Source organism: Pseudoalteromonas sp. S3431, from assembly GCF_000690035.1.
Lineage (GTDB): Bacteria > Pseudomonadota > Gammaproteobacteria > Enterobacterales > Alteromonadaceae > Pseudoalteromonas > Pseudoalteromonas fuliginea.
In genome coordinates this window covers 1-26,923 of the sequence record NZ_JJNY01000019.1, presented here as the reverse complement: position 1 = coordinate 26,923, position 26,923 = coordinate 1, and the positions used below count along the sequence as shown (strand labels likewise).

28 protein-coding genes are annotated in these 26,923 nt (G+C 38.8%); 20 read left to right on the top strand and 8 right to left on the bottom strand.

The genetic code is table 11. The features are described from left to right. Positions 1–983: 983 nt before the first annotated feature. The 4 genes from DO88_RS13445 to hslR all read right to left on the bottom strand — a co-directional run bounded on the left by DO88_RS13445 (position 984) and on the right by hslR (position 5,347). Positions 984–2,093 (bottom strand): PepSY-associated TM helix domain-containing protein, encoded by a 1,110-nt coding sequence (locus tag DO88_RS13445; RefSeq protein WP_033038381.1) that lies wholly within the window; start codon positions 2,091–2,093, stop codon positions 984–986. 167 nt (positions 2,094–2,260) lie between these two features. Continuing rightward, complete coding sequence (locus DO88_RS13450) at positions 2,261–3,799, bottom strand: phosphoenolpyruvate carboxykinase (RefSeq protein WP_033038379.1); 1,539 nt, start codon at positions 3,797–3,799, stop codon at positions 2,261–2,263. Positions 3,800–4,066: 267 nt separating this feature from the next. After that, positions 4,067–4,912 carry an Hsp33 family molecular chaperone HslO gene (hslO, locus tag DO88_RS13455; RefSeq protein ID WP_002962025.1) on the bottom strand — a complete coding sequence of 282 codons (846 nt, stop codon included), beginning with the start codon at positions 4,910–4,912 and terminating at the stop codon, positions 4,067–4,069. Between the two features lie 12 nt (positions 4,913–4,924). Next, entirely contained in the window at positions 4,925–5,347 is a 423-nt protein-coding gene (gene hslR / locus DO88_RS13460) for a ribosome-associated heat shock protein Hsp15 (protein WP_007378582.1), read from the bottom strand. A 209-nt stretch (positions 5,348–5,556) separates the two neighbouring features. Between hslR and gspC the strand changes: the two genes are divergently transcribed. Genes gspC through DO88_RS13525 form a run of 13 tightly spaced genes read left to right on the top strand, consistent with a single transcriptional unit; the run spans position 5,557 to position 17,573 of the window. Continuing rightward, positions 5,557–6,498: a type II secretion system protein GspC gene (gene gspC / locus DO88_RS13465; protein WP_007378581.1), complete on the top strand. Its 942-nt coding sequence runs from the start codon at positions 5,557–5,559 to the stop codon at positions 6,496–6,498. A 26-nt stretch (positions 6,499–6,524) separates the two neighbouring features. Continuing rightward, positions 6,525–8,588, top strand: coding sequence for a type II secretion system secretin GspD (gspD, locus tag DO88_RS13470; protein WP_033038377.1), 2,064 nt, complete (start codon positions 6,525–6,527; stop codon positions 8,586–8,588). Further along, positions 8,581–10,146 (top strand): type II secretion system ATPase GspE, encoded by a 1,566-nt coding sequence (gene gspE, locus DO88_RS13475; protein ID WP_033038375.1) that lies wholly within the window; start codon positions 8,581–8,583, stop codon positions 10,144–10,146. Before gspD ends, gspE begins: the two co-directional genes overlap by 8 nt. Positions 10,147–10,148: 2 nt before the next feature. Beyond that, positions 10,149–11,384, top strand: a complete 1,236-nt coding sequence (gene gspF, locus DO88_RS13480; RefSeq protein WP_033038372.1) for a type II secretion system inner membrane protein GspF — start codon at positions 10,149–10,151, stop codon at positions 11,382–11,384. 52 nt (positions 11,385–11,436) lie between these two features. Further along, positions 11,437–11,859, top strand: coding sequence for a type II secretion system major pseudopilin GspG (gene gspG / locus DO88_RS13485; RefSeq protein ID WP_007378576.1), 423 nt, complete (start codon positions 11,437–11,439; stop codon positions 11,857–11,859). A 49-nt stretch (positions 11,860–11,908) separates the two neighbouring features. Then, a complete protein-coding gene (locus DO88_RS13490) occupies positions 11,909–12,496 on the top strand; it encodes a prepilin-type N-terminal cleavage/methylation domain-containing protein (protein WP_007378575.1) in 588 nt (195 codons plus the stop codon). Continuing rightward, positions 12,497–12,871 carry a type II secretion system minor pseudopilin GspI gene (gene gspI / locus DO88_RS13495; protein WP_007378574.1) on the top strand — a complete coding sequence of 125 codons (375 nt, stop codon included), beginning with the start codon at positions 12,497–12,499 and terminating at the stop codon, positions 12,869–12,871. It begins immediately after the preceding gene. Further along, positions 12,872–13,540, top strand: coding sequence for a type II secretion system minor pseudopilin GspJ (gene gspJ / locus DO88_RS13500; RefSeq protein ID WP_007378573.1), 669 nt, complete (start codon positions 12,872–12,874; stop codon positions 13,538–13,540). Continuing rightward, positions 13,540–14,526, top strand: a complete 987-nt coding sequence (gene gspK, locus DO88_RS13505; protein ID WP_033038371.1) for a type II secretion system minor pseudopilin GspK — start codon at positions 13,540–13,542, stop codon at positions 14,524–14,526. The genes gspJ and gspK overlap by 1 nt, the downstream gene beginning before the upstream one ends. Further along, the gene (gene gspL / locus DO88_RS13510) at positions 14,523–15,731 is read left to right on the top strand and encodes a type II secretion system protein GspL (RefSeq protein ID WP_007378571.1); all 1,209 of its coding nucleotides are present in this window, start codon (positions 14,523–14,525) and stop codon (positions 15,729–15,731) included. Before gspK ends, gspL begins: the two co-directional genes overlap by 4 nt. Then, complete coding sequence (gspM, locus tag DO88_RS13515) at positions 15,728–16,201, top strand: type II secretion system protein GspM (RefSeq protein WP_007378570.1); 474 nt, start codon at positions 15,728–15,730, stop codon at positions 16,199–16,201. Before gspL ends, gspM begins: the two co-directional genes overlap by 4 nt. 3 nt (positions 16,202–16,204) lie before the next feature. Next, the gene (locus tag DO88_RS13520) at positions 16,205–16,963 is read left to right on the top strand and encodes a type II secretion system protein N (RefSeq protein ID WP_033038369.1); all 759 of its coding nucleotides are present in this window, start codon (positions 16,205–16,207) and stop codon (positions 16,961–16,963) included. Positions 16,964–16,985: 22 nt separating this feature from the next. Further along, positions 16,986–17,573 carry a UPF0149 family protein gene (locus DO88_RS13525; protein WP_007378568.1) on the top strand — a complete coding sequence of 196 codons (588 nt, stop codon included), beginning with the start codon at positions 16,986–16,988 and terminating at the stop codon, positions 17,571–17,573. Between the two features lie 102 nt (positions 17,574–17,675). Here DO88_RS13525 and DO88_RS13530 read toward each other — a convergent pair whose 3' ends face one another. Together DO88_RS13530 and DO88_RS13535 are read right to left on the bottom strand one after the other, a co-directional pair. Next, positions 17,676–17,882, bottom strand: coding sequence for a hypothetical protein (locus tag DO88_RS13530; protein ID WP_007378567.1), 207 nt, complete (start codon positions 17,880–17,882; stop codon positions 17,676–17,678). Further along, entirely contained in the window at positions 17,882–18,241 is a 360-nt protein-coding gene (locus DO88_RS13535) for a hypothetical protein (RefSeq protein ID WP_033031096.1), read from the bottom strand. The genes DO88_RS13530 and DO88_RS13535 overlap by 1 nt, the downstream gene beginning before the upstream one ends. 289 nt (positions 18,242–18,530) lie before the next feature. On the opposite strand from DO88_RS13535, the gene ccoG reads away from it, so the two are divergent. The 5 genes from ccoG (at position 18,531) to DO88_RS13560 (ending at position 22,846) form a co-directional block, all read left to right on the top strand. Beyond that, positions 18,531–19,961, top strand: a complete 1,431-nt coding sequence (gene ccoG / locus DO88_RS13540) for a cytochrome c oxidase accessory protein CcoG (RefSeq protein WP_008137600.1) — start codon at positions 18,531–18,533, stop codon at positions 19,959–19,961. A gap of 86 nt (positions 19,962–20,047) precedes the next feature. Further along, positions 20,048–21,022, top strand: a complete 975-nt coding sequence (locus tag DO88_RS13545; protein WP_008137601.1) for a serine/threonine protein kinase — start codon at positions 20,048–20,050, stop codon at positions 21,020–21,022. A gap of 34 nt (positions 21,023–21,056) precedes the next feature. Beyond that, on the top strand, positions 21,057–21,680 hold the full coding sequence (locus DO88_RS13550) for a thiol:disulfide interchange protein DsbA/DsbL (protein WP_007378563.1): 624 nt from the start codon (positions 21,057–21,059) through the stop codon (positions 21,678–21,680). Between the two features lie 15 nt (positions 21,681–21,695). Further along, on the top strand, positions 21,696–22,334 hold the full coding sequence (locus tag DO88_RS13555) for a thiol:disulfide interchange protein DsbA/DsbL (RefSeq protein WP_033031090.1): 639 nt from the start codon (positions 21,696–21,698) through the stop codon (positions 22,332–22,334). 59 nt (positions 22,335–22,393) lie between these two features. After that, positions 22,394–22,846 carry a DUF523 domain-containing protein gene (locus DO88_RS13560; RefSeq protein WP_008137606.1) on the top strand — a complete coding sequence of 151 codons (453 nt, stop codon included), beginning with the start codon at positions 22,394–22,396 and terminating at the stop codon, positions 22,844–22,846. A gap of 10 nt (positions 22,847–22,856) precedes the next feature. Here the strand turns inward: DO88_RS13560 and trmA are convergent, their stop codons facing one another. Further along, positions 22,857–23,954 (bottom strand): tRNA (uridine(54)-C5)-methyltransferase TrmA, encoded by a 1,098-nt coding sequence (gene trmA, locus DO88_RS13565; protein ID WP_007378561.1) that lies wholly within the window; start codon positions 23,952–23,954, stop codon positions 22,857–22,859. 162 nt (positions 23,955–24,116) lie between these two features. Here trmA and DO88_RS13570 point away from each other — a divergent pair, with 162 nt between their 5' ends. Continuing rightward, a complete protein-coding gene (locus DO88_RS13570; RefSeq protein ID WP_007378560.1) occupies positions 24,117–25,256 on the top strand; it encodes a DUF5610 domain-containing protein in 1,140 nt (379 codons plus the stop codon). 65 nt (positions 25,257–25,321) lie between these two features. Further along, the gene (gene murI, locus DO88_RS13575) at positions 25,322–26,122 is read left to right on the top strand and encodes a glutamate racemase (RefSeq protein WP_033038367.1); all 801 of its coding nucleotides are present in this window, start codon (positions 25,322–25,324) and stop codon (positions 26,120–26,122) included. Here murI and DO88_RS13580 read toward each other — a convergent pair. Beyond that, entirely contained in the window at positions 26,085–26,564 is a 480-nt protein-coding gene (locus DO88_RS13580) for an RNA recognition motif domain-containing protein (RefSeq protein WP_007378558.1), read from the bottom strand. The genes murI and DO88_RS13580 overlap by 38 nt on opposite strands. Positions 26,565–26,923: the final 359 nt, after the last annotated feature.

Sequence of the window (26,923 nt, the reverse complement as noted above, 5' to 3'; positions counted from 1 at the left end):
CGTCTGCAGAAAAGTGAAATGCGGATAATTAATGCGCACTTATTCAACAGCTATCACGTAGAGCGAGCGCAGCGACTCCCGACGCAAAGATAGTGTAGCATTGGCTATGTGGCTCTCCACCGCTGTGGGCACTACGACATCCTACTGCGTAGCGCACCGACTTCACATTGTAGAAAGCCCGACTAGAAATAGTCGGGCTTTTTTACGTCTACAGAAAAGTGAAATTCGCGCAATTAACACACGCTCACATCAACATCCATCTCGTAGGTCGGGCGAGCGTAGCGACTCCCGACGTTAAAATCACAACAAAACCTCAATATCTCAGTCGGCCATTACAGTAGCATTTGCTACGTGACTTTCTACCGCGTAGCGCACCGACCTCACATTGTAGAAAGCCCGACTAATAATAGTCGGGCTTTTTTACGTCTGCAGAAAAGTAAAATACGCGTAATTAACATTCGCTCACATCAACCCCCATCTCGTAGGTCGGGCGAGCGTTGCGACTCCCGTAAAAAGCATAAAAACCTTCGCTCAACAATGAGTGGTAGCATTTGTACTGTGGGTAAATAATACCAATAGGTTTAACATCTGACCTAATATAAAAGCTTTACTTATCTGGTGTTCCGATATGTATTGAATCTAGCCTCTAAGCCTTTATATGCAGTTTTTGGCAGGTTAACTGAAGAGAATGAAAATAGTTAGGTAGAGATTGATACAGAGGTTTTACACATGAACTTAAATCTAAAGGGCATGATATTTAATAGTACTTATGGAGTGCCTGTGTAAACTAGCCACGTTATCTACCAGCATTCATTAATTGTTTTATAGCCAGATAAGCGGTTAGGGGCTGCTTTAATTTCATATGTACTGAGCGTTATTAATTTTTAACCCTAAGATTAACTAAGGCCATATACTTTATATTAAAAACTATCGACAAGACTTACTAAAGAGTGTTTTGTCTACTCCTTAAACTAAAGTTTATTTTATACTCTCTTAGTTCTAATTAACCATCTATATATGCCAATAAAGAACAATGCTGCAGATCCGAAGCCACTCAACACCCAAATGACTTTTAAAATGTTACCGCCAATGCTGCCGTCATGTAGAGGGTGTATCCAGTTTTTAATTTTACTAGCCGTACTTTGTTTATCTATATTAAACATGCTCTCTAACTTCCCTGTAAGAGCATTAACCTCTATATAGCTATGTGGAAAGCGATAAGAAGGATCGTTTACAGTTTGAAATCTAAATCTGTAAATCGCATTTAAGTTTGATGGTGTTTCAATCCAAGCTAAACGCGCACCCGGTAATGCTTTTTTAGCTATTAGTATCGCTTGCAATAAAGGAATATTAGATTGTTTACTCGGTTGTATTTGTGTTTTTGAAGGGGAGTTTATATCGCTAACTAAAGCGGTTAATATAGGATCTGTCTGCTTTGGAATAGCAAGCATAATCCCTGTAATCGTTAGAGCTAATAATGGGATGCACAAGCTTAAACCAATTAATTTATGCCAGTCATAAAGTAGGCCTATTTTAGAACTGCGACGTTTAAATTTTAACGATTTTATCCATTGACCTTTTTTTGGCCACCACGCTAATAACCCAGATATGAGAAGGATTAATGTGGCAATGCCTATATACCCCACAATTATAATACCGGTACTTCCTGTGAGTAATGAAAAGTGCAGGTTATATAACCATGTAACAAAATAATCGCCCCAGTAATCTTTTCGAATTACTTTATATTTATCATTTGAGAGCCAAATCATTAAGGTTGCAAATTCACGATTTTGTGTTTCTACAGGGTTATAGTAACGAGCCGGTATGATTGAATTGTCATCTGTTACCTCAAGCCGCCAGGGCCCATACTTATCTGGAAAAGCCGTTTTTAAGTTTTTGTATGCCAAATCCCAGTCGACTTTGTCTGTATGCTTTATATTTACTTTAGTGAGGTTCAGTTGTGAATCTATTTGTGGGTAATATATTAATACTGAGCCAGATAATGCAATAACAGTGAGTAAAACCCCTATTGATAAACCTAAATAAAGGTGTAATCGTCTAAATATCTTTTGCCAAGAAAGCTTTGGAAGCATGAATAAAGTAGCCGTAATAAGTGAGTGTACTTAAACAATAATTATTAGGTATTTTATAGTGTTTTAGAGAAGAAAAGTGCGACATTTTGTCGCACTTCTTACAATGCATATTTAAAAAATAAAACGCCAGCTCAAGGCTGGCGTTAAAATACAATCTTAAAGTTTATTTAAGCTTTAGGTCCTGCATTTTTTATATCATCTGATACGTCGTATTTAGCAAAGTTCTCAGTGAAGTCTGCGGCAAGTTTTGCTGCATATTCATTGTATTTAGCTTTATCTTCCCACGTATTAATAGGGTTAAGTAAGTTTGTATCTACACCCGGAACGGCAACTGGCACATCTAGGTTTAAAACATCAATATGTTGAGTTTCAACGCCTGTTAATTTACCAGATACAATAGCATCAACTACAGCGCGAGTCGTTGGAATATCAAAGCGCTTGCCTGTACCGTAAGGGCCGCCAGTCCAACCTGTATTCACAAGGTACACTTTAGCGCCAAACTCGCGTACACGCTTCATAAGAAGCTCAGCGTAAACACCAGCAGGGCGTGGGAAAAATGGTGCACCAAAACAGGTTGAGAATGTTGATTCAATATCGCTAGTAGAGCCAATCTCAGTTGAGCCAACTTTAGCTGTGTATCCACTTAAGAAGTGAAAGGCAGCCGCTTCTTCGCTAAGAACAGATACCGGTGGTAATACACCGCTTACATCACAGGTTAAAAATACAACTGCTTTTGGTTCGCCTGCGCGGTTTTCTACTTTACGTTTTTCAACGTGTTCAAGTGGGTATGCTGCACGGCTATTTTGAGTAAGGCTTGTATCGTGAAAATCAGGAACGCCCTTCTCATCTAGCACTACATTCTCTAAAATAGTACCAAAGCGAATTGCATTCCAAATTACAGGTTCGTTCTTTTGTGACAGGTCGATACATTTAGCATAGCAACCGCCTTCAATATTAAACACGCTTCCAGGTGCCCAACCGTGTTCGTCATCACCAATTAAAAAGCGAGTAGGATCTGCTGAAAGAGTTGTTTTGCCCGTACCAGATAAACCGAAGAATAATGCTGTATCGCCTGCTTCACCAACGTTAGCAGAACAGTGCATTGGTAATACACCTTTTGCTGGTAGTAGGAAGTTTTGTACAGAAAACATCGATTTTTTCATTTCACCGGCGTAGCGCATACCTGCTAGTAATACTTTACGCTGTGCAAAGTTAATAATAACGGTGCCATCGCTATTTGTGCCATCACGTTCCGGCTCACATACAAACGAAGGAACGTTCATTACTTGCCATTGTGGTAAGTTTGAGGCGTTATAGTTTTGTGGTTCGATAAACATGTTTTTGGCAAAAATATGGTGCCACGCTGTTTCTGTAGTTACGACTACAGGTAAATAATGCTCAGGGTCAGCGCCAACTTCTAGGTGAGAGGTGAAGTGGTCATTACTTTGAACATGTGCTTCTACGCGAGCCCATAATGCGTCAAATTTTTCTGCATTAAATGGGCGGTTAACGTTGCCCCATTGAATGTCATCTTGAGTTGTCGCTTCTTGTACAATAAAACGATCTTTTGGTGAACGGCCAGTTCGTTTTCCTGTAATTGCAACAAAAGCACCATTTGCGGCTAAAGTACCTTCGCCACGGCGGATCGCATGCTCGACAAGTTCAGCTGCGGTTAAATCGACAAAACGTGTAGCGCCTGTAGTCATGTTTATACCTAACTATGTGTGAGAGTTTGAACGGATAGCTCTGGGGTTATCAGTGCCCTTAAACTGAAATTATAGTAACAGAAGGTTTTAAGATATTCGAGCCCGTAAAGCCCCTAAAAACACATATATTTAAGAAAAAACATGAATAATTTCAATGATACCGGTGTCATGAAATTAGCAGAAAATATGACACCGGTATCATCTTTTTATAATATAAAACCGCATATTTTGCGGCTTTAATTACTATATATAGATGAAGCTGAACATTTAGTTGAAAATGCTTTTTATGTCTTGTTCGTTAAAAACATACTCTTTTAAACAGTAATGGCAGTTAATGTTAACAGTCCCTTTCTCAGCTACATCTTTGAGTAGTTCTTCTTGTCCAATATTAACAAGTGCAGTAATTGTTTTATCACGACTGCAACCACATTTGAATTTAATCGCTTGAGGTTCAAATACGCGAGGATTATCTTCGTGATAAAGACGTGTAAGAACAGTGTTCGCATCTAAGTGTAACAACTCTTCATTTTTAATCGTGTTACTTAATGCTTCTAGGTGTGCAAAGTCTTCAATTGATTTTTGTTTATCAACTGGAAGCACTTGTAAAAATAGACCACATGCTTTTGCGCTACCTTCTGTTGTGTCGGTTGCAAACCAAAGGCGTGTTTTTAGCTGCTCAGATTGCTCAAAGTAACTTTCGATACATTCACTAAGAGTATCATGCTCTAGCGGCACTATACCCTGGTAGCGTTCACCTTTTTCAGGGGTAATAGTGATTACCATATAGCCTTGGCCAATAAGCTCTTTTACAGTTGTGCCCGTAATTTCGCTTTGCAGGCGCGCAATACCACGCATGTTTTGTTTGTCATCACCATTTATAACTGCATATTTAACTGGGCCATCACCTTGAAGCTGTACAGCAATTTCACCTTCAAACTTTAAGGTAGCAGTAAGTAAACAGGTTGCAACGAGTAACTCACCAAGTAATGCTTTAACAGGATCTGGGTAATTATGGTCGGCAATCATTTCATTATAAGCACTCTCGATTTGTACGAGTTCGCCACGAACATCTAGTTCGTTGAATAAATAACGGTGAAGTAAATCTTGTTGCATGAGCGGCTATACCTAACTTGATTTCATTTTTAAAAGTTCGCGTCTTTGCTTTTTATCCGGTTTTTTATCCGGATGGGGGGCAAAAAAGCTGTTATTTTTGCGTGCGATGCTGTTCTCTTCGCGTTTAGCAATACTGGCATCAGATTCTTGATACATGGTCTGTGCAATGGGGGCGCTTTGGCGTTTTTCAAGCACTGAGAGTATAGTTATCAGCTTTTCATCTACTCCTTGTGCAAGTTTTATGTTTGCGCCAACTTCTACTATTTTACTCGCTTTTGTACGCTGTCCATTATAATGCACTTTGCCGCCTTGTACCATTTCACGTGCAGTCGCACGAGTCTTATAAAAGCGAGCGGCCCATAACCACTTATCTAATCGAACTTTTAACTCATCTTTATGGTCTGAACTTACGTGGCTGTTACTTTTTTTACTCATAAGGCATTTAATCCAGTGTATTATAACTTAAAATTTATCATGAAATCATTGTAGGCTGAAGGTATTATAATCGCAGTCTGTTTTGCCTTGAGAGAGTGAGTCAACTCATTCTGTTTACAAAGTTTAATATTAGCGTGCTTGTTGAATGAAATATGAAAGGGTACTATGGGTACGCGCTTACGCAGTAAATTAAAATAAGAATATTATTTATGGAACAGCAAATACAGCAACTTAAACAATTTTTAATTCGTTTACCACATGCAAAATTAAGTGCATTAGTGACTCTATTAGTTGTTGTTTATCTTGCTTTTTTATTATCAAAATTGGTTTGGCTTATGTGGCCAAATCCGGTTGTATCTCCACTTACTCCAATGCACTACGCTAATCAAACCAAGGGTGTCGCTGGTAATCGCTCTACGCAGCATATAGTGGAGCAATTTTTGTTTGGTAAAAAAGTTGCAACAAATAATAATACTACGCGGCAATCACAAGTTATTAACAATGCACCTGAAACGCGCTTAAGTATAAATTTAACAGGCATAGTGGCGGTAAGCCATGATGATAAAGCAGGTGTGGCTATTATAGAATCACAAGGAAAACAAATAAGTTACTTAGCGGAAGAAGTTATACAAGGCACGCGTGCGAAAGTCGCACAAATATTACCAGATCGTGTGATTTTAAGCGTAAGTGGTGGCTTTGAAACATTAATGCTTGATGGTCTAGATTTCACAAAAAAAGTATCAATGCCTGTTCTTGCTGCCCGAGACGATTCAGAAATGGGACCACAGATGCAAATAGCATCAAGGGATCAAAAAATAAATGCAACCGCAGATCCACAAGTAAGAGAAACCTTAATAGAAACACGTGAAGAGTTACTCGAAGAACCAGGTAAATTATTTGACTATATACGTGTCTCACAAGCGATGAGTGATGGAGTACTTATAGGTTATCGCTTAAGTCCAGGAAAAGAACCTGAGCTATTTAAGCAAATGGGATTACAAAATAACGATTTAGCTATTGCGATTAATGGCTATCAATTAACAGATTTAAAACAGGCAATGTCAGCTATTAATGAGCTGCGCAATAGCACAGATGCTAATATCACTATAGAACGTGATGGCGAGCAAATAGATGTGCAATTTAGCCTGTAATAACTTAGCTTTGGAGTTTTAATATAATGGTTCAGGTGCTATACCTCAAAAAAATTAAAAAAGGGTTAGCTAAGTATGCAGCACTTTTTTTAGCAGCAAGTATTTCTTTGTCTGTTTCTGCTGTTGAGTATGCAGCTAACTTTAAAGGCACAGATATCAACGAGTTTATTAACATTGTTGGTAAAAATCTTAATAAAACAGTGATTATTGACCCAAATGTACGCGGCAAAGTGAATGTGCGCAGTTATGAGTTGATGGATGAAGCACTTTATTATCAGTTCTTTTTAAATGTATTAGAAGTTTATGGCTACTCAGCTGTTGAAATGGACAATGGCATTATTAAGGTTGAAAAAAGTTCAGACGCTAAAAAATCAAATGTCCCACTTATTACAGAGGGTAATGAAGCTAGTGGCGACATGATGATTACACGCGTTGTGCGCGTTAAAAACGTAAGCGTACAAGAGCTAGGTCCATTAGTTCGTCAATTTAGCGATCAAAAAGATGGTGGCCACGTTGCCAACTTTAATGCGGCTAACGTTATGATGCTAACGGGTCATGCAGCATCGGTTAATCGCTTAGTTGAGATTATTCGCTCTGTTGATCAGGCGGGTGACAAGCGTGTAGATATAGTAAAGCTTAAGTATGCAACTGCTGATGATGTAGTATCGGTCGTCGATAACATTTATAAAGACAGTGGTAAAGGCAGTGTTCCTGAATTTTTAATTCCTAAAGTGGTTGCCGATGGCCGAACTAATAGCGTTATTGTAAGTGGCGAAGGCCAAGCACGTACGCGTGCTATAGAACTTATTAAACGCTTAGATGGTGAATTAGAAAGCCAAGGTAACACCAAGGTGTTTTACCTCAATTATGCTAAAGCTGAAGATTTAGTAAAAGTATTGCAAGGTGTGAGTAAGTCACTTGTTGATGACGCGCAAGGCGGCACAACTAAAACTCGTAGCAGAAACAGCAATGAAAGCAGTATAGAAGCTCACCCAGATTCAAATTCATTAATTATTACCGCGCAGCCAGACACCATGCGATCACTAGAGTCGGTCATTGAGCGTCTTGATATTCGTCGTGCACAAGTATTAGTTGAAGCCATTATTATTGAAGTAATGGAAGGCGATGGTGTTAATTTAGGTCTGCAATGGATTTCTGAGCAAGGCGGTATGCTGCAATTTAACAACGGAACTACAGTTCCTGTTGGTTCATTAGCTGTTGCGGCGGAGCAAGCGCAAGATGTAACGGTTACTAAAAATATAATAGGAACAGAGTCTGGTACTGTGACGCCGTTTACAGAAACGACGGAAGGTGACTATGGTCCATTAGCTTCCTTACTTAGTGGCATTAATGGTCTAGCGCTGGGTGTTGTTAAAAATGACTGGGGTGCAATCATTCAAGCAGTAGCTACCGATACAAATTCGAATATTTTGGCTACACCGTCTATTACTACAATGGATAACGAAGAAGCCTCTATTTTAGTCGGTCAAGAAGTACCTATTATTACTGGATCACAAACCGGCAGTAATAATGCTAACCCATTTCAAACTGTTGAGCGTCAAGAAGTAGGTATTAAGCTCGTTGTTACCCCGCAGATTAATGATGGTTCTGCTGTACAGCTTACGATAGAGCAAGAAGTATCGAGCGTCAGTGGTGCAACTGCGGTTGATATTTCAGTAAATAAGCGTTCAATTAAAACAACAGTTATGGCTGATGATGGCGGTATGGTTGTGCTTGGCGGCTTAATAGATGAAGACGTGCAAGAAAGTGTATCTAAGGTGCCGTTATTAGGCGATATCCCTATTTTAGGCCATTTGTTTAGATCGACCAATACAACACGTCGTAAGCGTAATCTTATTGTATTTATTCGCCCAACCATTATTCGTGATGGTGTAAGCATGAATAAGTTAAGTTTCAACAAATATAACTTTATTCGTGGCGAGCAATTTAAACAACAAGAAGACGGCATTGAATTAATGCCAATGACAGATACGCCTATTCTGCCTGAGTGGAACAATGAATTAATACTTCCACCAACGTATGAAGAACATTTACGTAAGCAAAATGCACAAGAGCGTAAAGATGACTAATGCGATACAAGAGATAAACCAAGATGTGGTTCATCCTAATACGCATCATCAGGATACGCTATTAGCGGATGATGTATTAATAGAGTTACCAGCTAAACGTTTACCATTTTCTTATGCAAGGCGCGCAGGTGTATTGCTAAGTAAAAATAAAGATAATCGTATTGTATATTATCGTGGTGAGCTTGACGTAGAAGTACTTTTAGAAGTGCGCCGTATTGCAGGTAATGGTTTTACATTAGAGCAGTTGGCTGACGATAAGTTTGAGTTGTTATTGGAAGCATCTTATCAACGTGATAGCTCTGAAACGCAACAAATGATGGAAGATATAGGGAATGAGGTTGATTTGTTCTCACTCGCCGATGAACTTCCACAAACAGAAGATTTGCTCGCCGGTGATGATGATGCACCAATCATCAAACTTATTAACGCCATGCTCAGTGAAGCGATAAAGGAAGGGGCATCTGATATTCATATCGAAACCTTCGAGCAAGAGCTTGTTATTCGCTTTAGGGTAGATGGTGTACTTAAAGAAGTCCTTAAGCCTAACCGTAAACTCGCATCGTTACTTGTATCGCGTATTAAAGTAATGGCCAAGCTTGATATAGCCGAAAAACGTATTCCTCAAGATGGCCGTATTAGTTTGCGTATTGCTGGGCGTGCAGTTGATGTACGTGTATCTACAATGCCATCAAGCTTTGGTGAGCGTGTAGTACTGCGTTTACTTGACAAAAATAACGCACGTTTAAATCTAGAAGATTTAGGTATGACCGCAGAAAATCGTGCATTGTTTTCTGATTTAATCAGTAAACCGCATGGCATTATCTTAGTCACAGGGCCAACGGGTTCTGGTAAAAGTACTACGTTGTATGCTGGTATGAGTCAAATCAATTCACGCGATCGCAACATTCTGACAGTTGAAGATCCAATCGAGTATGAGATTCCGGGTATTGGTCAAACACAGGTTAACGCTAAAGTTGATATGACCTTTGCGCGTGGTCTACGTGCAATATTACGTCAAGATCCTGATGTAGTAATGGTGGGTGAAATACGCGATCTTGAAACGGCGCAAATTGGTGTTCAAGCGTCACTTACCGGTCACCTTGTTATGTCAACTTTGCATACAAATACCGCATCGGGTGCAATTACACGTATGGAAGATATGGGTGTTGAACCCTTCTTGCTTTCATCGTCGTTACTCGGTGTGTTGTCGCAACGCTTAGTACGTACGTTATGTAATACCTGTAAAGAAGGCCACACGGCAGATGAGCATGAATGCCGGTTGCTAGGGACTTCTTTTGAAAGCCAGCCTACAATTTACCGAGCGGTCGGGTGTGAAGAGTGTAACTTTAATGGTTACCGTGGTCGTACGGGTATTCATGAGTTACTTGTAGTTGATGAAACAATACGCGAAATGATTCACAACGGTAAAGGTGAGCAAAGCGTAGAAAAATACATTCGTAAGCGTAGCCCTAGTATTCGCCAAGATGGCTGTAGCCGTGTACTCGCAGGTAAAACAACACTTGAAGAAGTATTACGTGTTACCCGTGAGGAAGGTTAATTATGGCGGCGTTTGAGTATCGTGCTCTCGATGGTAGAGGTAAAGAAAAAAAAGGTATTTTAGAAGCTGATACGGCTAGACAAATACGTCAAGTTTTACGTGAACAAAAGCTAACGCCGCTCGAAGTGGTTCCAGCAGCGCAAAGTGATAAACAAGTTAAAGGCGAAAAAGCCCCTTTATTTGGTAGCTTTTTTAAACCCACTATATCAACATCTGATCTGGCACTTATTACTCGTCAGTTAGCAACGCTGATTCAATCAGCACTGCCAGTTGAAGGTGCGGTAATGGCTGTAGCTGAGCAGTGTGAAAAGCCGCGTTTAAAGCGCATGCTTATGTCAGTACGCTCAAAAGTTGTTGAAGGCTATACGCTTGCTGATGGTATGAGCGAGTTCCCCCATGTATTTGACGATTTATACCGTGCAATGGTTGCCGCAGGTGAAAAGTCGGGCCACCTTGACCAAGTACTTAACCGCTTAGCTGATTACACCGAGCAGCGTCAACATATGCGAAGCCAAATTACTCAAGCAATGGTTTATCCTATTATTTTAGTGGTGTTTGCAATTGGTATTGTGTCGGTTTTATTAGGTACAGTTGTACCTAAAATATTAAAAACCTTCGAAAAGACCAAGCAAGTATTACCTTGGACAACAGAATGGGTAATGGCCGGCAGTCATTTTGTGCAAAATTATTGGTTTATTAGCTTAATTGCTATTACAGGCATAGCTATTGGGATTAAGCATGCATTGAAACAGCCAAAAATACGTTTTTGGTGGGACGATAGGGTGCTGCATATGCCGGGAATTGGCAAAGTTGCACGTGGTGTTAATACAGCTCGTTTTGCACGCACGCTAAGTATTTTATCATCAAGTTCGGTACCTCTACTTGAAGGGATGCGAATATCAGGAGGTGTGTTAGTTAACGAAAAAATTAAGAAAGCAGTTGCTGACGCTTCTGATAGAGTAAGTGAGGGAGCGAGTCTAAGGGCTGCGCTTCAACAAACAAAATTATTCCCACCCATGATGCTGCATATGATAGCCAGTGGTGAAAAATCTGGAGAGTTGGAGCAAATGTTAGAACGTGCTGCAAATAACCAAGATCGCGAATTTGAAAGTATGGTTAATGTGTCGCTTAAGTTATTAGAACCCGCGATGATAGCGTCAATGGCCGTTATTGTACTTTTTATCGTTATGGCAATTTTACAGCCAATTATGGCAATGAATAAAGCCGTTGGGCTTTAACCTAAAATAACTTTTTAATATATTAGTATTTTTAGAATAATGAGGTAATTACGTGAACAAACAATCAGGTTTTTCTTTACTAGAAGTAATGGTGGTACTTGTTATCATCGGAATGATCATGTCAATTGTGGCACCAAATATTATGGGTCAACAAGAAGAGGCTGCTATTGATAAAGCGCATTTAGATATTCAGCAGCTTGAAGATGCAATGAGCCTATACAAGCTTAAAAATAAAAGTTATCCAAGCACAGAGCAAGGTTTAGAAGCCCTTGTTAATAAAACAAGTATTGAGCCTGTTCCTAAACGCTTTCCAGATGGTGGGTTTATCAGTGAACTACCAGAGGATCCTTGGGGTAATACTTATCAGTTAATTAGCCCTGGAGAAGTTGGTAAGTTTGATATTTTCTCTTTTGGCCCAGATGGTGAACCCGGAACCGATGATGATATTGGTAACTGGGATGAAGAAAAACAATAATGCAAATTAAGAGTACATTGTTTTTATACGTAAATAACGAGAGCTTACTATGCAAGTAAGCTCTACGCGTATAAACGCAAAAACGCGTGGTTTTAGTTTGATCGAAATTTTAGTGGTATTAGTGATTATCGCTTTTGCCACCAAAATGGTGGTATACAGCTTAGAAGGCGGAGCTGAAGATGAGCTAGATACTCAGGCACTTAGGCTGCATACCACCATTAATATGGCGTCAGAGTTTGCTATTTTAAATCAGGTAGAGCTTGGTTTTCACTTAGATGACAATGTGTTTGAGTTTTTAGTTTTTGATGGCGAAAAATGGATAACCTTCGATAGAGAAGACTTGTTTAAACCAACGGAGTTTGATGAGCGTTTTAAAGTAACACTTAATCTTGAAGATTTAGCTTGGGCACAAGATAACTTGCTTGAGCAAGCTAACTGGCGTGAGCTAATGAGTGGTGGTGACGAAGATAGTTTGCTGGAACTTAAAAAACTTAAAATTCCAGAAGTACTTATTTTATCATCAGGAGAGGTTAGTGCATTTCAGCTAATACTTGAATTAAAAGAGCAAAGTGAGCCTGTCTATTATATTGAAGGTGAATTTACAGCCCCAGTTAATTTACGTCGAGAACCAGAATAAATGCATAACCATAAAGGTTTCACCTTACTTGAAGTGCTCGTTGCATTGAGTATTTGTGCCATGGCAGGTATTGCCGCTATGCAAGCAACAGGCGAGCATATTCACCATCTATCGACGATTGAAGAGCAAACTTACGCTTCATGGGTTGCTGAGAATGTTTTAATAGAACAGCGCACTAAAGGTGAGCAGTGGCAAGGTAAAAATGGCGCACGAGGCAGTGAAGTAATGGCAGGGATAGAGTGGTTTTGGCAGCAAGAAGTAATTCCTACTGCAGATAAAAATTTTGTAAAACTGACCATTAATGTATTTAGCGATGAAAAGTATGAGCAATCTACTTATGAGCTTACAACCTATTTAAATAAAGGTAAGAAGTAAGTGAAGCAACGTGGATTTACATTACTCGAAGTTATGGTGGCATTGGGGATCTTAGCTTTTGTAATTATTGCTACGCACCAAATATTAGATACCACCACGAGAGCGAAAGATGCCTCAGATGAAAAAATAGCCGAGCTTAATGGACTACAAACTACATTTAGACTGATGGATCAAGATTTTAGCCAAATGACAAAGCGAGCGGTGCGTAATGAATCTGGTGATGTGCAAGAGCTGTATTTATTGGCCGGACGATATGTTCTTGATAGTCAATATGATGGGATTGCTTTTGTACGCGATGGTTGGATAAACCCGATTAATTTACTACCACGCTCTGAACTTCAAGCCGTTGGATATAGGGTTATAGATGATAACTTAGAGCGCGTGTACCGTGTTTATGTCGATCAGCTTGATAACATGGAGCCGCGAGTACAAGTTATTCTAGAAGGGATTGAAGAATTAAAGTTTGAATTTTTAGATGATAAAAATGAATGGCAAGATAAATGGGAAATTAAAGCGTTGCCTAAAGCCGTTGCGGTTACTCTACAGCAAGTTGACGCAGAGCCTATTCGTCGTGTGTTTTTAGTGCCGGGGCAAGGAAAAATAGTAGTACCACCAAGTACGAACTCTACTAATACAACCTCAAACAGAACAAGCGGAGGGACTCCTTAATGGATAAGCACTCTTCGCGTGGAGCCGCTTTAGTCATTGTATTATTTATTGTTGCTTTAGCTGCAATTCTAGCTGTAGAAATGAGTGCAAACTTAATGGTGCAAGTCCAAAAAAGTACCAATTTACAAGGGCATCAGCAAGCTAAATGGTATGCCTATGGCGCAGAAGAACTTGCCATTAAAGCCCTTATTCAAAGTAAAAAAGATGATGCAGAAAAAACCACGTTAGAGCAAGTATGGGCAACACAAGGTGATGTGCCTTACCCTGCAGATAACGGTACGTTGAGTGGAAAAATCACTGATTTACAAGCATGCTTAAATTTGAATGCGTTAGCCGTAGAGCCCGATCCAAACAGCGCAGAAAAAACAAACCCAGCGCACAAAGCTTTGTTTGCTCTTCTTGAAAATATAGATGATTTACCAGCGAATGAATCAGAAGAGGCGATGGCCGATAGTGTATTTGATTGGCTTGATAGCGATAGCATAACCTATCGCTCTGGCGCTGAAGAAGACGAGTACTTATCACGTGAATTCCCATATATGACTGCAAATAGTTTATTCGCTTCTACATCAGAGTTGCGTTTAGTTAAAGGGTTTAATCCTTTAGTAATGGAAAAGGTATTACCTTATATATGTGTTATTCCTGGCAGCAAGCTGCTTTCTATTAACGTAAATACATTAGCACCAGAGCAAGCACTTATACTTAGCGCATTAATTGATGAGCTTAGTTTATCAGGAGCTGAAGCGGTTATTGCCGCGCGTCCGCAGGCGGGCTTTGATAGTAAAGATGAGTTTTTTGAAGTGGTTCAGCAACAAGGCGGAAAAAACGTCAAAGCTGTTGAAAACTTATTTGATATGAAGAGTAGTTATTTTAAATTACAAACGCAGGCAAATTTCGTTGACCTGCGTTTTTCGATGACCACCTTACTGTACGCCGAAAATGGCGACGTAACGATACTGGCGCGAAAATTTGGAGGCGTACAGTGACAGAGATACTGTTGATCCGCACGGGTCAAACTGAACAAGATAGCCTTAATTGGTTAATTTATTCACCGCAAGAACAAGAAATAATAGCAAGTGGTGAACTATTAAATGCGAGTCACTTAAGTGAGCTGAGCGAGAAAGCACAAAGTCGGGAAGTGATCGTATTGCTTCCTTGCGATCAGGTGCAACTGAAAACAGTCATTTTGCCAACAAAGTGGAATCGCAAATTAGAACAAGCTTTACCCTATATGCTTGAAGAAGATATAGCGTGTGATGTCGATGAGTTATTTATTGCTGTTGGTGAGTCAACAATGGTTGGCGAACAGCACGCAGTTCGAATTGCAATGACTGACAGAGAATGGTTTGAGCAATGGTTAGCACTATTTAACGAACATCACTTAGCGGTGTATACAATTATTCCTGATGCCCTATTACTCCCTTTTGCTGATAACGATATAGTCACTGCAATAGAGCTTAATAATCAGTGGTTATTTAAGCAAGGCCAATGGCATATCAGTGCTGTAGAAACCAGTTGGTTAAACGGTTACTTATCAGCCATGGGTAATCCTGAAATCAAACATTTTAGCCCTGCTAATCACTTTCCTGAGAGTGTAAATTTGCAAGCACAAACGAGTGATTACGATTTACCGTTGGCATTATTTGCAAAGCAGCTTGGACAGGTTAAATTTAATCTTCGCCAAGGGACGTATCAGCTTAAAAAGAAAAGTACATTGTGGTGGGGATACTGGCAAAGTGCGGCAATTATTGCCGGCGTTGCTTTAGCGTCAACAATCGCAATAAAGGCGTTAGAGTTGCATCAATTAAATACCAAAGTTGATATAGCAAAAGCACAAGTTGTAGAACGCTATCAAAATGCATTTCCAGGTACTAAAGTACGCCCACAGCTAATTAAGAGCCAAATTAATGGTGCACTAAAAAAAGTACAAGGTACAAGTGATGCTGGGTTTTTAGATTTAACAGCTCAGTTAGTAGATGTTTTTTCGCAAGTGAGTGAATTTACCCCCGAAACGCTTCGCTACGATAAACGTCGTAATGAGTTACGCATTCGTGCCCGAGCTAAAGACTTTCAAACTTTTGGTAAAGTTAAAAGTATTCTTGAAAAGCAGGGCTTGACCGTAGAGCAGGGATCACTAAACAATGATGGTGACTTTGTTGTAGGTGAAATAAAACTGCGAGGTGCAGTATGAAAAAGCAGTTAATACAATATTGGCGTTCGCTAAAAGAACAAGAGCAACAATTAGTTGTTGGTGCTGGTGGTGTGTTTATTATTTTTGTATTAGTAATGGGAATTTTTAGACCATTAAATAATGCAATTGAGCGAGCTGAAAAATCACAAATTAAGCAGCAAGAGTTATTAGTTTGGGTCGATGAAAGTATTGTTAAGCTTAAAGCCGCAGGTAATACGCGAATAGAAAGCAACCAAAACTTAAGCCAGATAGTTAACTCAACGCGTAGTCGTTATAATATCAGTATTAGTAAAATGCAGCCAAGTGATAGTTCATTACGTTTAACACTTGATTCCGTAGAGTTTAACCAGTTAATAGAATGGCTTGACGAATTGGTGAATCAGCATGGTTTACGTGTCGAAAATTTAGATTTAAGTCGTGATGATAAATCGGGCTACGTTCGTGTAAGTCGTTTGGTATTAGAGAATTAATTAATGAAAAAAATAATAACGTTATCGATTGTCTTTTTACTTAGTTTTATCGTGTTTTGTATTATGAAATTACCGGCAGCTATTGCGCTTGATATCGCAAAGCCGTATTTACCAAAACAATTAGAAATAGGGCAAACTGTAGGTACTGTCTGGCGAGGTCAAATGATGCAGGTCCGTTTTGATGACGAGCAGTTAAATAATGTCCGTTGGGATATTGCTGGCTGGGAGTTATTTATAGGTAAACTAAATACTAATGTAAAATTTGGTAATGCACGTGAGCGCAGTGATATTTCGGGTTATGCGAATGTAAGCTATGGGCTTTTTAATAAGGAAGTTATAGTGACTGATGGACTTGTTCGTTCGACAGTAGAGCGTGCAATGCAACGAGTGCGACTTCCTCTGCCTGTAACCGCTAAAGGGCGTGTAATTTTGGAAATTGATGAATACAGCACCGGTGCACCATATTGTGATTCATTAAAGGGTGAAATAGCGAGTCCTAATATTGACGTACAAGGCTTAAATGGGTGGTTTAATATTGGCCCTCTGGCTGGTAAATTAAGCTGTAAGTCGGGCGATATTGCTATATTAATTGATCCAGATAATACGTTAGGCCTTGAGGCTGATGCTACACTTAAAGCTAATTTTGACTTCAGAGTCGCGGGCTATGTTAAACCTGATGCCAGTCTTCCAAAAGATGTACATGATGCGGTTAAGTTTTTGGGTCGTCCAGATAATCAAGGTCGTTACCCGCTCAATTTTTAATATTTACTAATAAAGAGTTTTAATGCAATTACCTCAATTTACTGAGTTGCACGCGAAGCAGCTCAGCACATTTTTAGATACCCAGCCCCAGGCAATGACATTATTACAAAGCCAAGGTTATTTGTTTGGCGTAATTTGCTCTCCTGAACCACTTGATGTGCATGAATGGCTCGATACAATATTATCAAATAAAGCCAATGATTTAGACGAAGAGACATTGTTTTTGTTTATGGCGCTATATCATCAAATTAGCGAACAGGTGTTTGAAGCTGGTTATAAATTGCCTGCTAATTATGATATTTATTTTTGTAAAAGCTGGAGTGAAGGTTTTTTACAAGCAACCACAATGTACACTCAAAAACTGCTAGATGCCCCACAATTAGAAGTACAATATAAAGAAGCATTAGAGAGCGCTCAAGCAACACTGAGCTTTTTTGCACTCGATGAGCAAATTATTAGCCAAATTGCAGCACAAAATTTAATGGATGAACAGTTACTCTGTTTACAGCAATATGAGCTAATGGGCGATTTTGCTTTAGGTTTTGCTGAACTTGTTGAGATTGTAGCGCTTAATAGTGGCTTATATACAGACGAAGGCTGGGACGACTAGGTGTACTTTTAGTGCTCAGGTTATTTTTATTACGTGGGCCTATTGCAAGTAAATTCAACGTTAAATAGCGGCTTGGGATTGGTTTATTATCCAAAATTCAGATTAAGTACCCAATTCCAGAATAATGTCAGTACAACCTTGCTTACACCTTACTACTCCTTTACCAGCTTCGGTGGTCGCTAGGTTTAGCGTTAAAACACCACTGCACTTTTCGCACTTTAGTGTTTTTCCCTGCGCTAGTTTTTTAAGCATGTTGCGCTGTTTATGAAACGAGTCACTGGCTTTCTTATTTAATTTTGAAAAATCCATTACTTTGCTCGCCTTTGTTCTAACGCTTCAGATATTATTTTACATACAGTATTTAAACGCTCATCGTAAAAATATAGGTTTAACTCACGCTCACGACAATAACGTAAATTAAACAACTGCACTGACTCGTCTGTTGTAAAGGTTTTCTCTACGTACTCTTTCCCTGAGTCAGACAGTCTTAATTGTGATTTTATACGGCTTTTAGTCATATTAGCTGCGGGGCTGCGATTGACTTTAGTTGTCTCGCTTAAAAAACTAATACCTTCACCTAGTAATTTCTCTCGAGGCTCTTTTATAAGTGGATGATCGATCGTAAAAAAAGCAAGGATCATTAACACCAGTATTATAAATTTTTTCATGAGCACGTAAACCTTGATCTGAATGAGGTTGAATTACCATGCAGTGTAATAAAATGCATTTTAAAAGCAAGTAACTGAGATGAATAAATTATTAGCGATCTATGCCAGTAATTTTAATCAATATTGGTATAATGCTTAATAGCAATCAGATGTTTCTGAAATATCTGAAAGTATTCAAATGATGATTTATCAAACTGATCATGCCTAGCAAGTAACTTGCTACACTTTACTGTATAGGGCATTTGAATATTGCTAAACTTTTATTTCCAAGCGGCGTTGAGGAACTTCGATGGACAAACAAATTAAAGTAAAGAACATTCCTGTGGAGGTAAAAATCCAAAAACCGGATTTAAGCCGTCAAGATGACAGGTTTAATCCCCGAAATCGTATTTATGTGCGAGCAGTGAAAGGTCTTCATCAATTATTAAGGCAGCGTATTGGTTTTTTAGGTTTGCTTGCATTTATGGCACTACCATGGATTAATTTTAACGACCAACAAGCTGTGCTGTTTGATTTAATCGGGCAAAAATATAATATTTTTGGTTTAACGTTGTGGCCACAAGATTTCACCATACTCGCGTTCATTTTTATGTTGGCAGCATTTGCGCTGTTTTTAGTGACCACCTTCTATGGGCGAGTGTGGTGTGGCTACACATGTCCACAAACTGTTTGGACCTTTATTTTTATTTGGTTCGAAGAGAGGTTTGAAGGTACTGCTAATCAACGTAAAAAACTCGATCAACGGCCCATGAATTTTGATAAGTTTTGGCGTAAAACGGCAAAACATACTAGTTGGGTATTATTTTCGTTATATACCGCTATTTCCTTTGTCGGTTACTTTACGCCGATAAGAGAGTTACTTCCTGATTTTGTAACGTTTAACGTAGGCGGTTATGCATTAGTAAGCATTATATTCTTTGCTGTGTGTACCTATGGCAATGCCGGTTGGATGCGAGAAATTATGTGTTTACACATTTGTCCTTACTCACGTTTTCAATCAGCTATGTTTGATAAAGACACATACACAGTAACGTACGATGAAAGCCGAGGTGAAAGCCGTGGTCCTCGTTCACGTAAAGTAGACCATAAAGATTTAGAACTAGGCGACTGTATAGACTGTAATTTATGTGTTCAAGTATGCCCAACGGGTATTGATATTAGAAATGGGCTACAAGCTGAATGTATAAACTGTGGCGCGTGTATTGATGCGTGTGATGGCGTAATGGATAAAATGGAATATCCGCGTGGGCTTATTTCATATACGACAGAGCGAAACCTCGAAACACCTGAAAATAAAACTAATCCACTACGCGCTAAAATCATTGGTTACACAGTTATACTTGTTGTGCTTACGGGGGCACTTGTAGCTAATATCGCACTGCGTAAAACAATGGACTTTGATATCATTCGTGACCGAAACCAATTATATCGTGTCGATTTTGATGGTTTAGTAGAGAACACCTATACATTAAAGGTAATTAACAAGGCGCAGTACGAGCAAACCTTTAATATTAAAGTACAAGGGTTAGATAACTTTAAATATATTGGTAAGCAGTCATTTACAGTGCAGGCAGGGCAATCTCATAATGTGCCATTGTCGCTTGTAATGGATCCTTATGATTTGAAGGCGCCGATGACAGAGTTTAACTTTGTGCTTTCACCGGTAGATGCGCCGGATGAGACAATATCGCAGTCGAGTAACTTTTTTAAAGCGCGATAATCACAACCTACCTTAAATAGGTAAGTTGATATAGCAATTAACAAAAGCGGGTATATAACCCGCTTTTTATTTTATATAAGAAGAGTATGAGTAAATTTAGTTTTATTGACTTAACACCAGACCTAATACTCGATGCAATAGAAAGCGTAGGTGTGTACGCCGAATCTGGTTTATTGGCGCTCAATAGCTATGAAAACAGAGTGTACCAATTTAAAGCCGATGATGGCCTGCGTTACGTAGTGAAGTTTTATCGCCCAGAGCGATGGAGTAAAGAGCAAATTCAAGAAGAGCATGACTTTGCATTTGAACTAGCAGAAGCGGAAGTACCCGTTGTTGCCCCTATTTTATATAATGGGCAAAGCTTGTTTGAACACGAAGGGTATTTGTTTGTGTTGTTTCCAAGTGTAGGCGGGCGTTTATTTGAGGTTGATAATTTAGATCAGCTTGATGTAATGGGGCGATTAATTGGCCGTATGCACCAAGTAGCTAAAACAAAACCTTTTACTTATAGGCCAACAGTTACCTGTGATGAGTATTTGCATACAGCCAAAGTTCATCTTCAAAAAAGTAACTTAGTGCCCATGGGAATAAATACTGCCTTTTATACTATTTTAGATTTAGTGATAGAGCAGGCGCAAAAACAGTATAAAGATGTGCAAAGTATTCGCTTACATGGTGACTGCCACGTTGGTAATATTTTGTGGGCGGGTGATGCGCTAATGTTTGTTGATTTAGATGATAGCCGTCAAGGTCCTGCAATCCAAGATTTATGGATGATGCTCAGTGGCGATAGAGCGACGCAACTGTTACAGTTAGACACCCTTGTAAATGCGTATGAAGAGTTTTGTGATTTTGATCACTCTCAACTCAAATTAATTGAACCGCTGCGAGCAATGCGTATTATCCATTATATGGGATGGGTAGCTAAACGATGGAGTGATCCTGCCTTTGTGCGGAATTTTACATGGTTTGCTGATGACAAATACTGGGAGCAACAAATTTTAGCACTGAAGGAGCAACTTGCAGCACTGCAAGAAGCGCCGTTAAAGTTATTGCCGTAATATTTTATTTAAAGACAAGTACAACGAGATACAAATGCTTAAAAAATTAAAACTAGGCCTACTACTTCTTTGTTTACCATTTGCGGCATTTGCTGCACAATTTGAAGCTGATAATCAATATACAATTATTAATGCAGAGAAAAGTAAAACACCACAAGTGACGGAATTTTTTTCATATTATTGCCCGCATTGCTTTAAGTTTGAACCTGTTGCTCAGGCAATAGAAAAAAGCTTACCAACAGGTGCAACGTTTATTAAAAATCATGTTAACTTTTTAGGTGGTGTTTCACCACAGGCGCAAACCAATCTGAGCTTTGCCTATCTGATTGCCAAAAAACATGGGCAAGAAGATGCTATCACAGAGCAAATATTTAAAAGTATTCATGTTCAACGTGCACCATTGACTGAGATGAAAGATTTGAAAAAACTTTTAGAAGTAAATGGCATTGATAGCGAAACGTTTGATAAAGATATGGCAAGCATGCCTATTATTTCAGCTGAGCGTGCATTACAAGATAATCAAAACAAATATTCAAAATTAGGCGCACTTACAGGTGTACCTACTTTTATTGTTAACGATAAATATAAAATTAATATTAATACAATTAAAAGCCAACAACAGTTTGATGAACTAGTTGCGTTTTTATTAGCCTTATAATTTCGGAGCATAATAATGATTAAATTAGTTAAAGCAGGTTTGCTTGCGGTATTACTTCCTATGGCGGCAGCAAGCTTTGCAGCAACGTATGAAGAAGGCGTGCATTACGACGTTGTTTCTGAGCGTGCAACTAAAAAGCCAGAAGTTAAAGAGTTTTTCTCATTTTACTGCCCTGCATGTAATAACATGGAGGCACTAATTGGTGAGTTTAAGCCTAAGCTTGATAAAAACGTTAAATTTAAAAAGAGTCATGTTGATTTTGTAGGTGTACGTGACCCAGAAAACCAACAGATGATGAGCCAAGCACTTGCGACAGCTGAAGTGCTTCCACAAAAAGATCAGATTATTTCTGCAATCTTTAATCATATCCATACAAAGCGCGCTAAATTTAATGAGCTTGCAGATGTAAAAGATATATTTGTAGCGCAGGGCGTTGATGGTGATAAGTTTGATAAGCTGTTTAAAAGCTTCTCGGTACGTACGCTGAGCTCTAAAATGAAACGCGATCAAGACTACTTTAAAGAAAAAGGCGCACTACGTGGCGTACCTACCTTTATTGTAAATGGTAAGTACAAATTAAACCTAGGTCGTGAGTCGGGTATTACTGAACCAGAAGATATTGGAAAATTAATTAATTACCTAGCTAATAAATAAATTTAACCAAAATAAAAAAAGCTCCTTAAGGAGCTTTTTTGCTTTATAAGGATATAGCGATGGAAAAAATATTAGTATCGAGTTGTTTGCTAGGGCAGCCTGTTCGCTACGATGGTAGAGGGCACGCAATTTTGCATCCACAGCTTAATTTATGGCAAAAACAAAATAGATTAATTGTGTTTTGTCCTGAGGTCGCTGGTGGGCTTCCTACTCCTAGATCTCCTGCTGAAATAATACAGGGGAGTGTAGTTACTAATTTAGGAGAAGATGTAACAGAGCAGTTTCAAACTGGAGCTAATATAGCGCTAGAACTCTGTAAAAAGAATCAAGTGCGTTTGGCTCTACTTAAAGAATCGAGCCCTTCTTGCGGACGAAATACAATATATGATGGAAAGCATCGCGGAGTAAAAATCGAAGGTCTAGGTTTAACTACAGCATTATTAATAAAAAATGGTATTCAAGTATTTAGTGAAGAGCAAATACCAGCACTTATAAAAGTACTGGCACTTTAATTTTGGCTGGTTATTTGCGTTGTAAGAAAACGCCCGACTCAATGTGATGTGTATATGGGAACTGATCAAATATAGCAAAGCGCTTAACGTTGTGCGTACGTGTTAAGTGATCAAGGTCACGCTCAAGGGTTTCAGGGTTACACGATATATAAATTATGCTTTCGTAGTTAGCCACTAAGTCACACGTTAATTCATCCATGCCCGCGCGCGGTGGATCAACTAATATGGTTTGGCAGTCATAGCTTTTAAGGTCAATACCATCTAAACGAGAGAAAGTACGCTCGCCATTCATTGCTTGAGTAAACTCTTCACTCGACATACGAATAATATCTAAGTTCTCGACGTTATTTTTAGCAATATTGTATTGAGCAGAATGAACAGATGATTTTGATATTTCTGTTGCTAATACTTTATTAAAACAGCCCGCTAACGCAATTGAAAAGTTACCGTTACCGCAATACAGTTCTAATAAATCATTTTTAAGTGGTTTACATAAATCTTGCGCCCACTCCAGCATATTAATATTTACTTTTGCATTAGGCTGAGTAAAGCTATTTTCTACTTGTTGATATATAAGCTCTTGACCATTAACTGTTAAACGTTCAGTTACAAAGTCATCACCTAGTACTTCTTTTTGTTTGCGAGCACGGCCTATAAAGTCAATTTTGTATTTACTGCTAAGCTTTTCTTTAAGTGCTTTAATTTCACTTAACCATTCATCATCCAGTGGTTTGTGATAAAGCAAGCTTACTAAAATTTCACCGCTTAGCGTTGATAGGTAATCGATTTGAAATAACTTACGACGCAATATTTCACAAGGCTTGAGGCTTTCAATCATCACCTGCATTATTTCACCTACTAAAGGCGCTGCTGGATCAAATGTATCAACACGGATTTTTTCTTTTGTTTGTTGATCAAACATAATGTGAAACAGATCGTCACCGTCGTGCCATACTCTAAATTCAGCACGTTGGCGGTAGTTAGTTGGCTCTGAGCTAAATACTTCTAGTTGCTCCACACCAAAACGTTGAAACTGCGCACTAATACGCTGCTCTTTTTCACTTAACTGCGCTTGGTACTGTGTGGTATCTATTTTAATAACTGCCATTAACGCTACTACCTTATCTAAGATCTGTTTATCGGCGCTATTGTAGGGAGCGCTGCGTATTTGTCTAGTTTTGGCTAGCATTTATGCTGTTTTATTGCACATTGTACTTTAGTTTTTATTGTTATAGCCGATAATAAATTACGCACGCTTAGGAGATGTAACATGAAAATAGGTAACTATGGCTTCACGCCAAACAACAACATTAATAAATTCAATAATAAAGCAGATATACAGCAACCTACTATTCAATCTCCCCAAGATAGTTACCAGCAACGTGGTAAAGAATTAGCTGCAAAAGTGCTTGGCGATAAAATGGCTGAGCAGCTTGGATTGCCTATCGCAGAAAAAAAAGCAGACAAACCACTATTTGATTTTGATGAAATCGTAAAAAACGTACTCGATTTTGTCAGCGGCGCTGTAAATAAAGCAAAAGCTAATGGCGCTAATGATGAAAAGCTTAAAGACATGTTAGGCGATGCGCGCAAAGGAGTTCAAATAGGGATTGACGACGCTGTTGATGAACTTAAAGGAACAGGTGTATTTAATGACGAAATGGAAGAGGGCATCAATAAGTCCAAAGAGGGAATTTACAATGGGCTTGATAAATTTGAAGAGTCGCTATTTAATCCACAACCTGCCAGCGTAAATATAAGTCAGGCTCAATATGTCAGTATGACTAGCAATGCAGAGTATAAATTCACTACCGCAGAAGGCGATGAGGTAAGTATTAGCTTTGCGGATGCATTTGAATCTCAATCGGCGAGTGGCTATCAGAGAAACAGTGATAGTGAATCGTTTGCAAGCTCATCATCGCAATCTCGACAGGTATCATTTTCGATGTCGGTTAATGGTGACTTAAATGAGCAAGAGCAAGAAGCGATTAATGCGATGATGGAAGACTTACAAGATTTAAGTAAAACCTTTTTTGGTGGTGATTTAGATGAAGCATTTGAACAAGCACAAGAGCTGAGTTTAGACAGCGATCAGCTGGTGGCTTTTTCTATGGATTTACGCCAAACAAAAACAATAGCCACAGTTAAAAGCTACGAAGAATATAAACCAGCACCAGAAAAACAAGTAGCAGAGGGTTTAGCCCCTTTTAATGACGACCTTAAAAGTGCTTTTGAAAAAGCGGGTGAACTTGGATTACAAAATCAACTAGCTGGCATTCTACAATGGTTAAATCAAGATCAGGAACAAATAGATAAGTTAGTAGATTACACAAAGTCTATGTTCGAAAACCTTAATCAATTAAATTCAGCGGCCGATGATCTTGCCGATTTAGAAACCACACAAAGCTAAACTACTTTCTTTTATAAATACCTCATGGCAAACTGCCGTTCTTAAAGTAAAGTGGGAACGGTAGTTTGTCAGCGCATATAATGGTCTTTGATTCAGGTATTGGTGGAACTACCGTACTTGAACATATCAAGCAAAGTATCCCCAATGCTCAGTACAGCTATTTTATGGATAATGCATTCCTACCTTATGGTGCTCAATCCCAACAAACAATAATCAACCGATTGTGCTCACTTATTCATTTCATCAAAGCCAACACGCTTGAAGTTGATTTAATCGTAATAGCGTGTAATACGGCTTCTACATCTGCACTTAGTGCTGTTCGCCAAGTGACAGATATTCCTATAGTAGGTGTTGTGCCAGCAATAAAGCCTGCCGCAGAATTAACACGCTCAAATCATATTGGCTTATTAGCCACACCAGCCACGGTCGCCAGTTCATACACTAAAACATTAATTGCTGAACATGCACGTAATGTAATCGTTAATCTATATAGCAGTGTGGAGTTAGTGACATTAGCTGAGCAACACTTTTTTACAGACTATTTAGATACAAACAAGTTGCACCAAGTGCTTGATGGCCTAAATATAGATAAAGCTATAGATGTACTTGTACTAGGGTGTACGCACTTTCCGATATTAGTAGAGCCGATTAGTCAGTATTTTAAAGGGAATGTAAAATTACTTGATTCAGGTGTAGCGATAGCAAACAGAGTCAACTACCTACTTAACCAACTTAACCTATGTGTGAATAAGCGAACAGACATAAAAAAGCCGCTGCAATATTATGCAACGGCTGATGTGTTTAGCAATAAGCTAGCGGTAAAGCTAGTTACACTGACTGATCCGTCTCAGTACGTAGAGCATTAGAATCGTCTTCTTGTTTTTGTTTTGCTTCACGTACTTTTAAAGTACGTTGTTGGAACTCGCTATCGTTCAAGTTAGCAATTGCATTGTCTGCATCAGCTTGCGCCATTTCAACAAAACCAAAACCACGACGCTTGCCAGTATTTTTATCCTTTAATAAACGAACATTGAATACTTTGCCTTGTTCTTCAAATAATGCACGAACAACACCTTCATTTGCGCGGTAAGGAAGGTTACCAACATAGAGAGTCTTTGTTTTTACTTCGGCTTCTTCAGTTACATCAGACGACATTGCTGCAATAACAAGTGCGCCTACTAACAAACCAACACCAAATAGAAGCGCAGGGTCTAGTGCCAGGCTTGCTAAAGCAAACTTAACAACAACAAAACCAACTACAGCAAGAATAACAGAAAAGATAAAAGCTTTTTGATCGGGTAATTTCATTTTAGATCTACCAATAAACAGGAAATAAACATTAATTTAACATTGTGAACTTGCTATCTTAACGTCTTAATTGAACATAGCAATGATATTTGTATTAAATAATAAAGAAGAGCACAAAAAAACATCGTTTTACTAAGGTTTTAATATGATTTCACTCGGTTCTGTTCTATTTTTGTTCGAACAGTAAAAAGATCTAAAAAAAGGGTTGATCTGTTTTTGGATCTCCCTATAATGCGACCCCACTGAGACGGGAAACGCCGAAGCATAGCAAGGCACGAACTACTCAGAGAGTTAAATAAAACTTCGGTTTTAAATCTTCCAAAAGAAAATTTAAAACAAAGTATTGACTCGAAAAATAA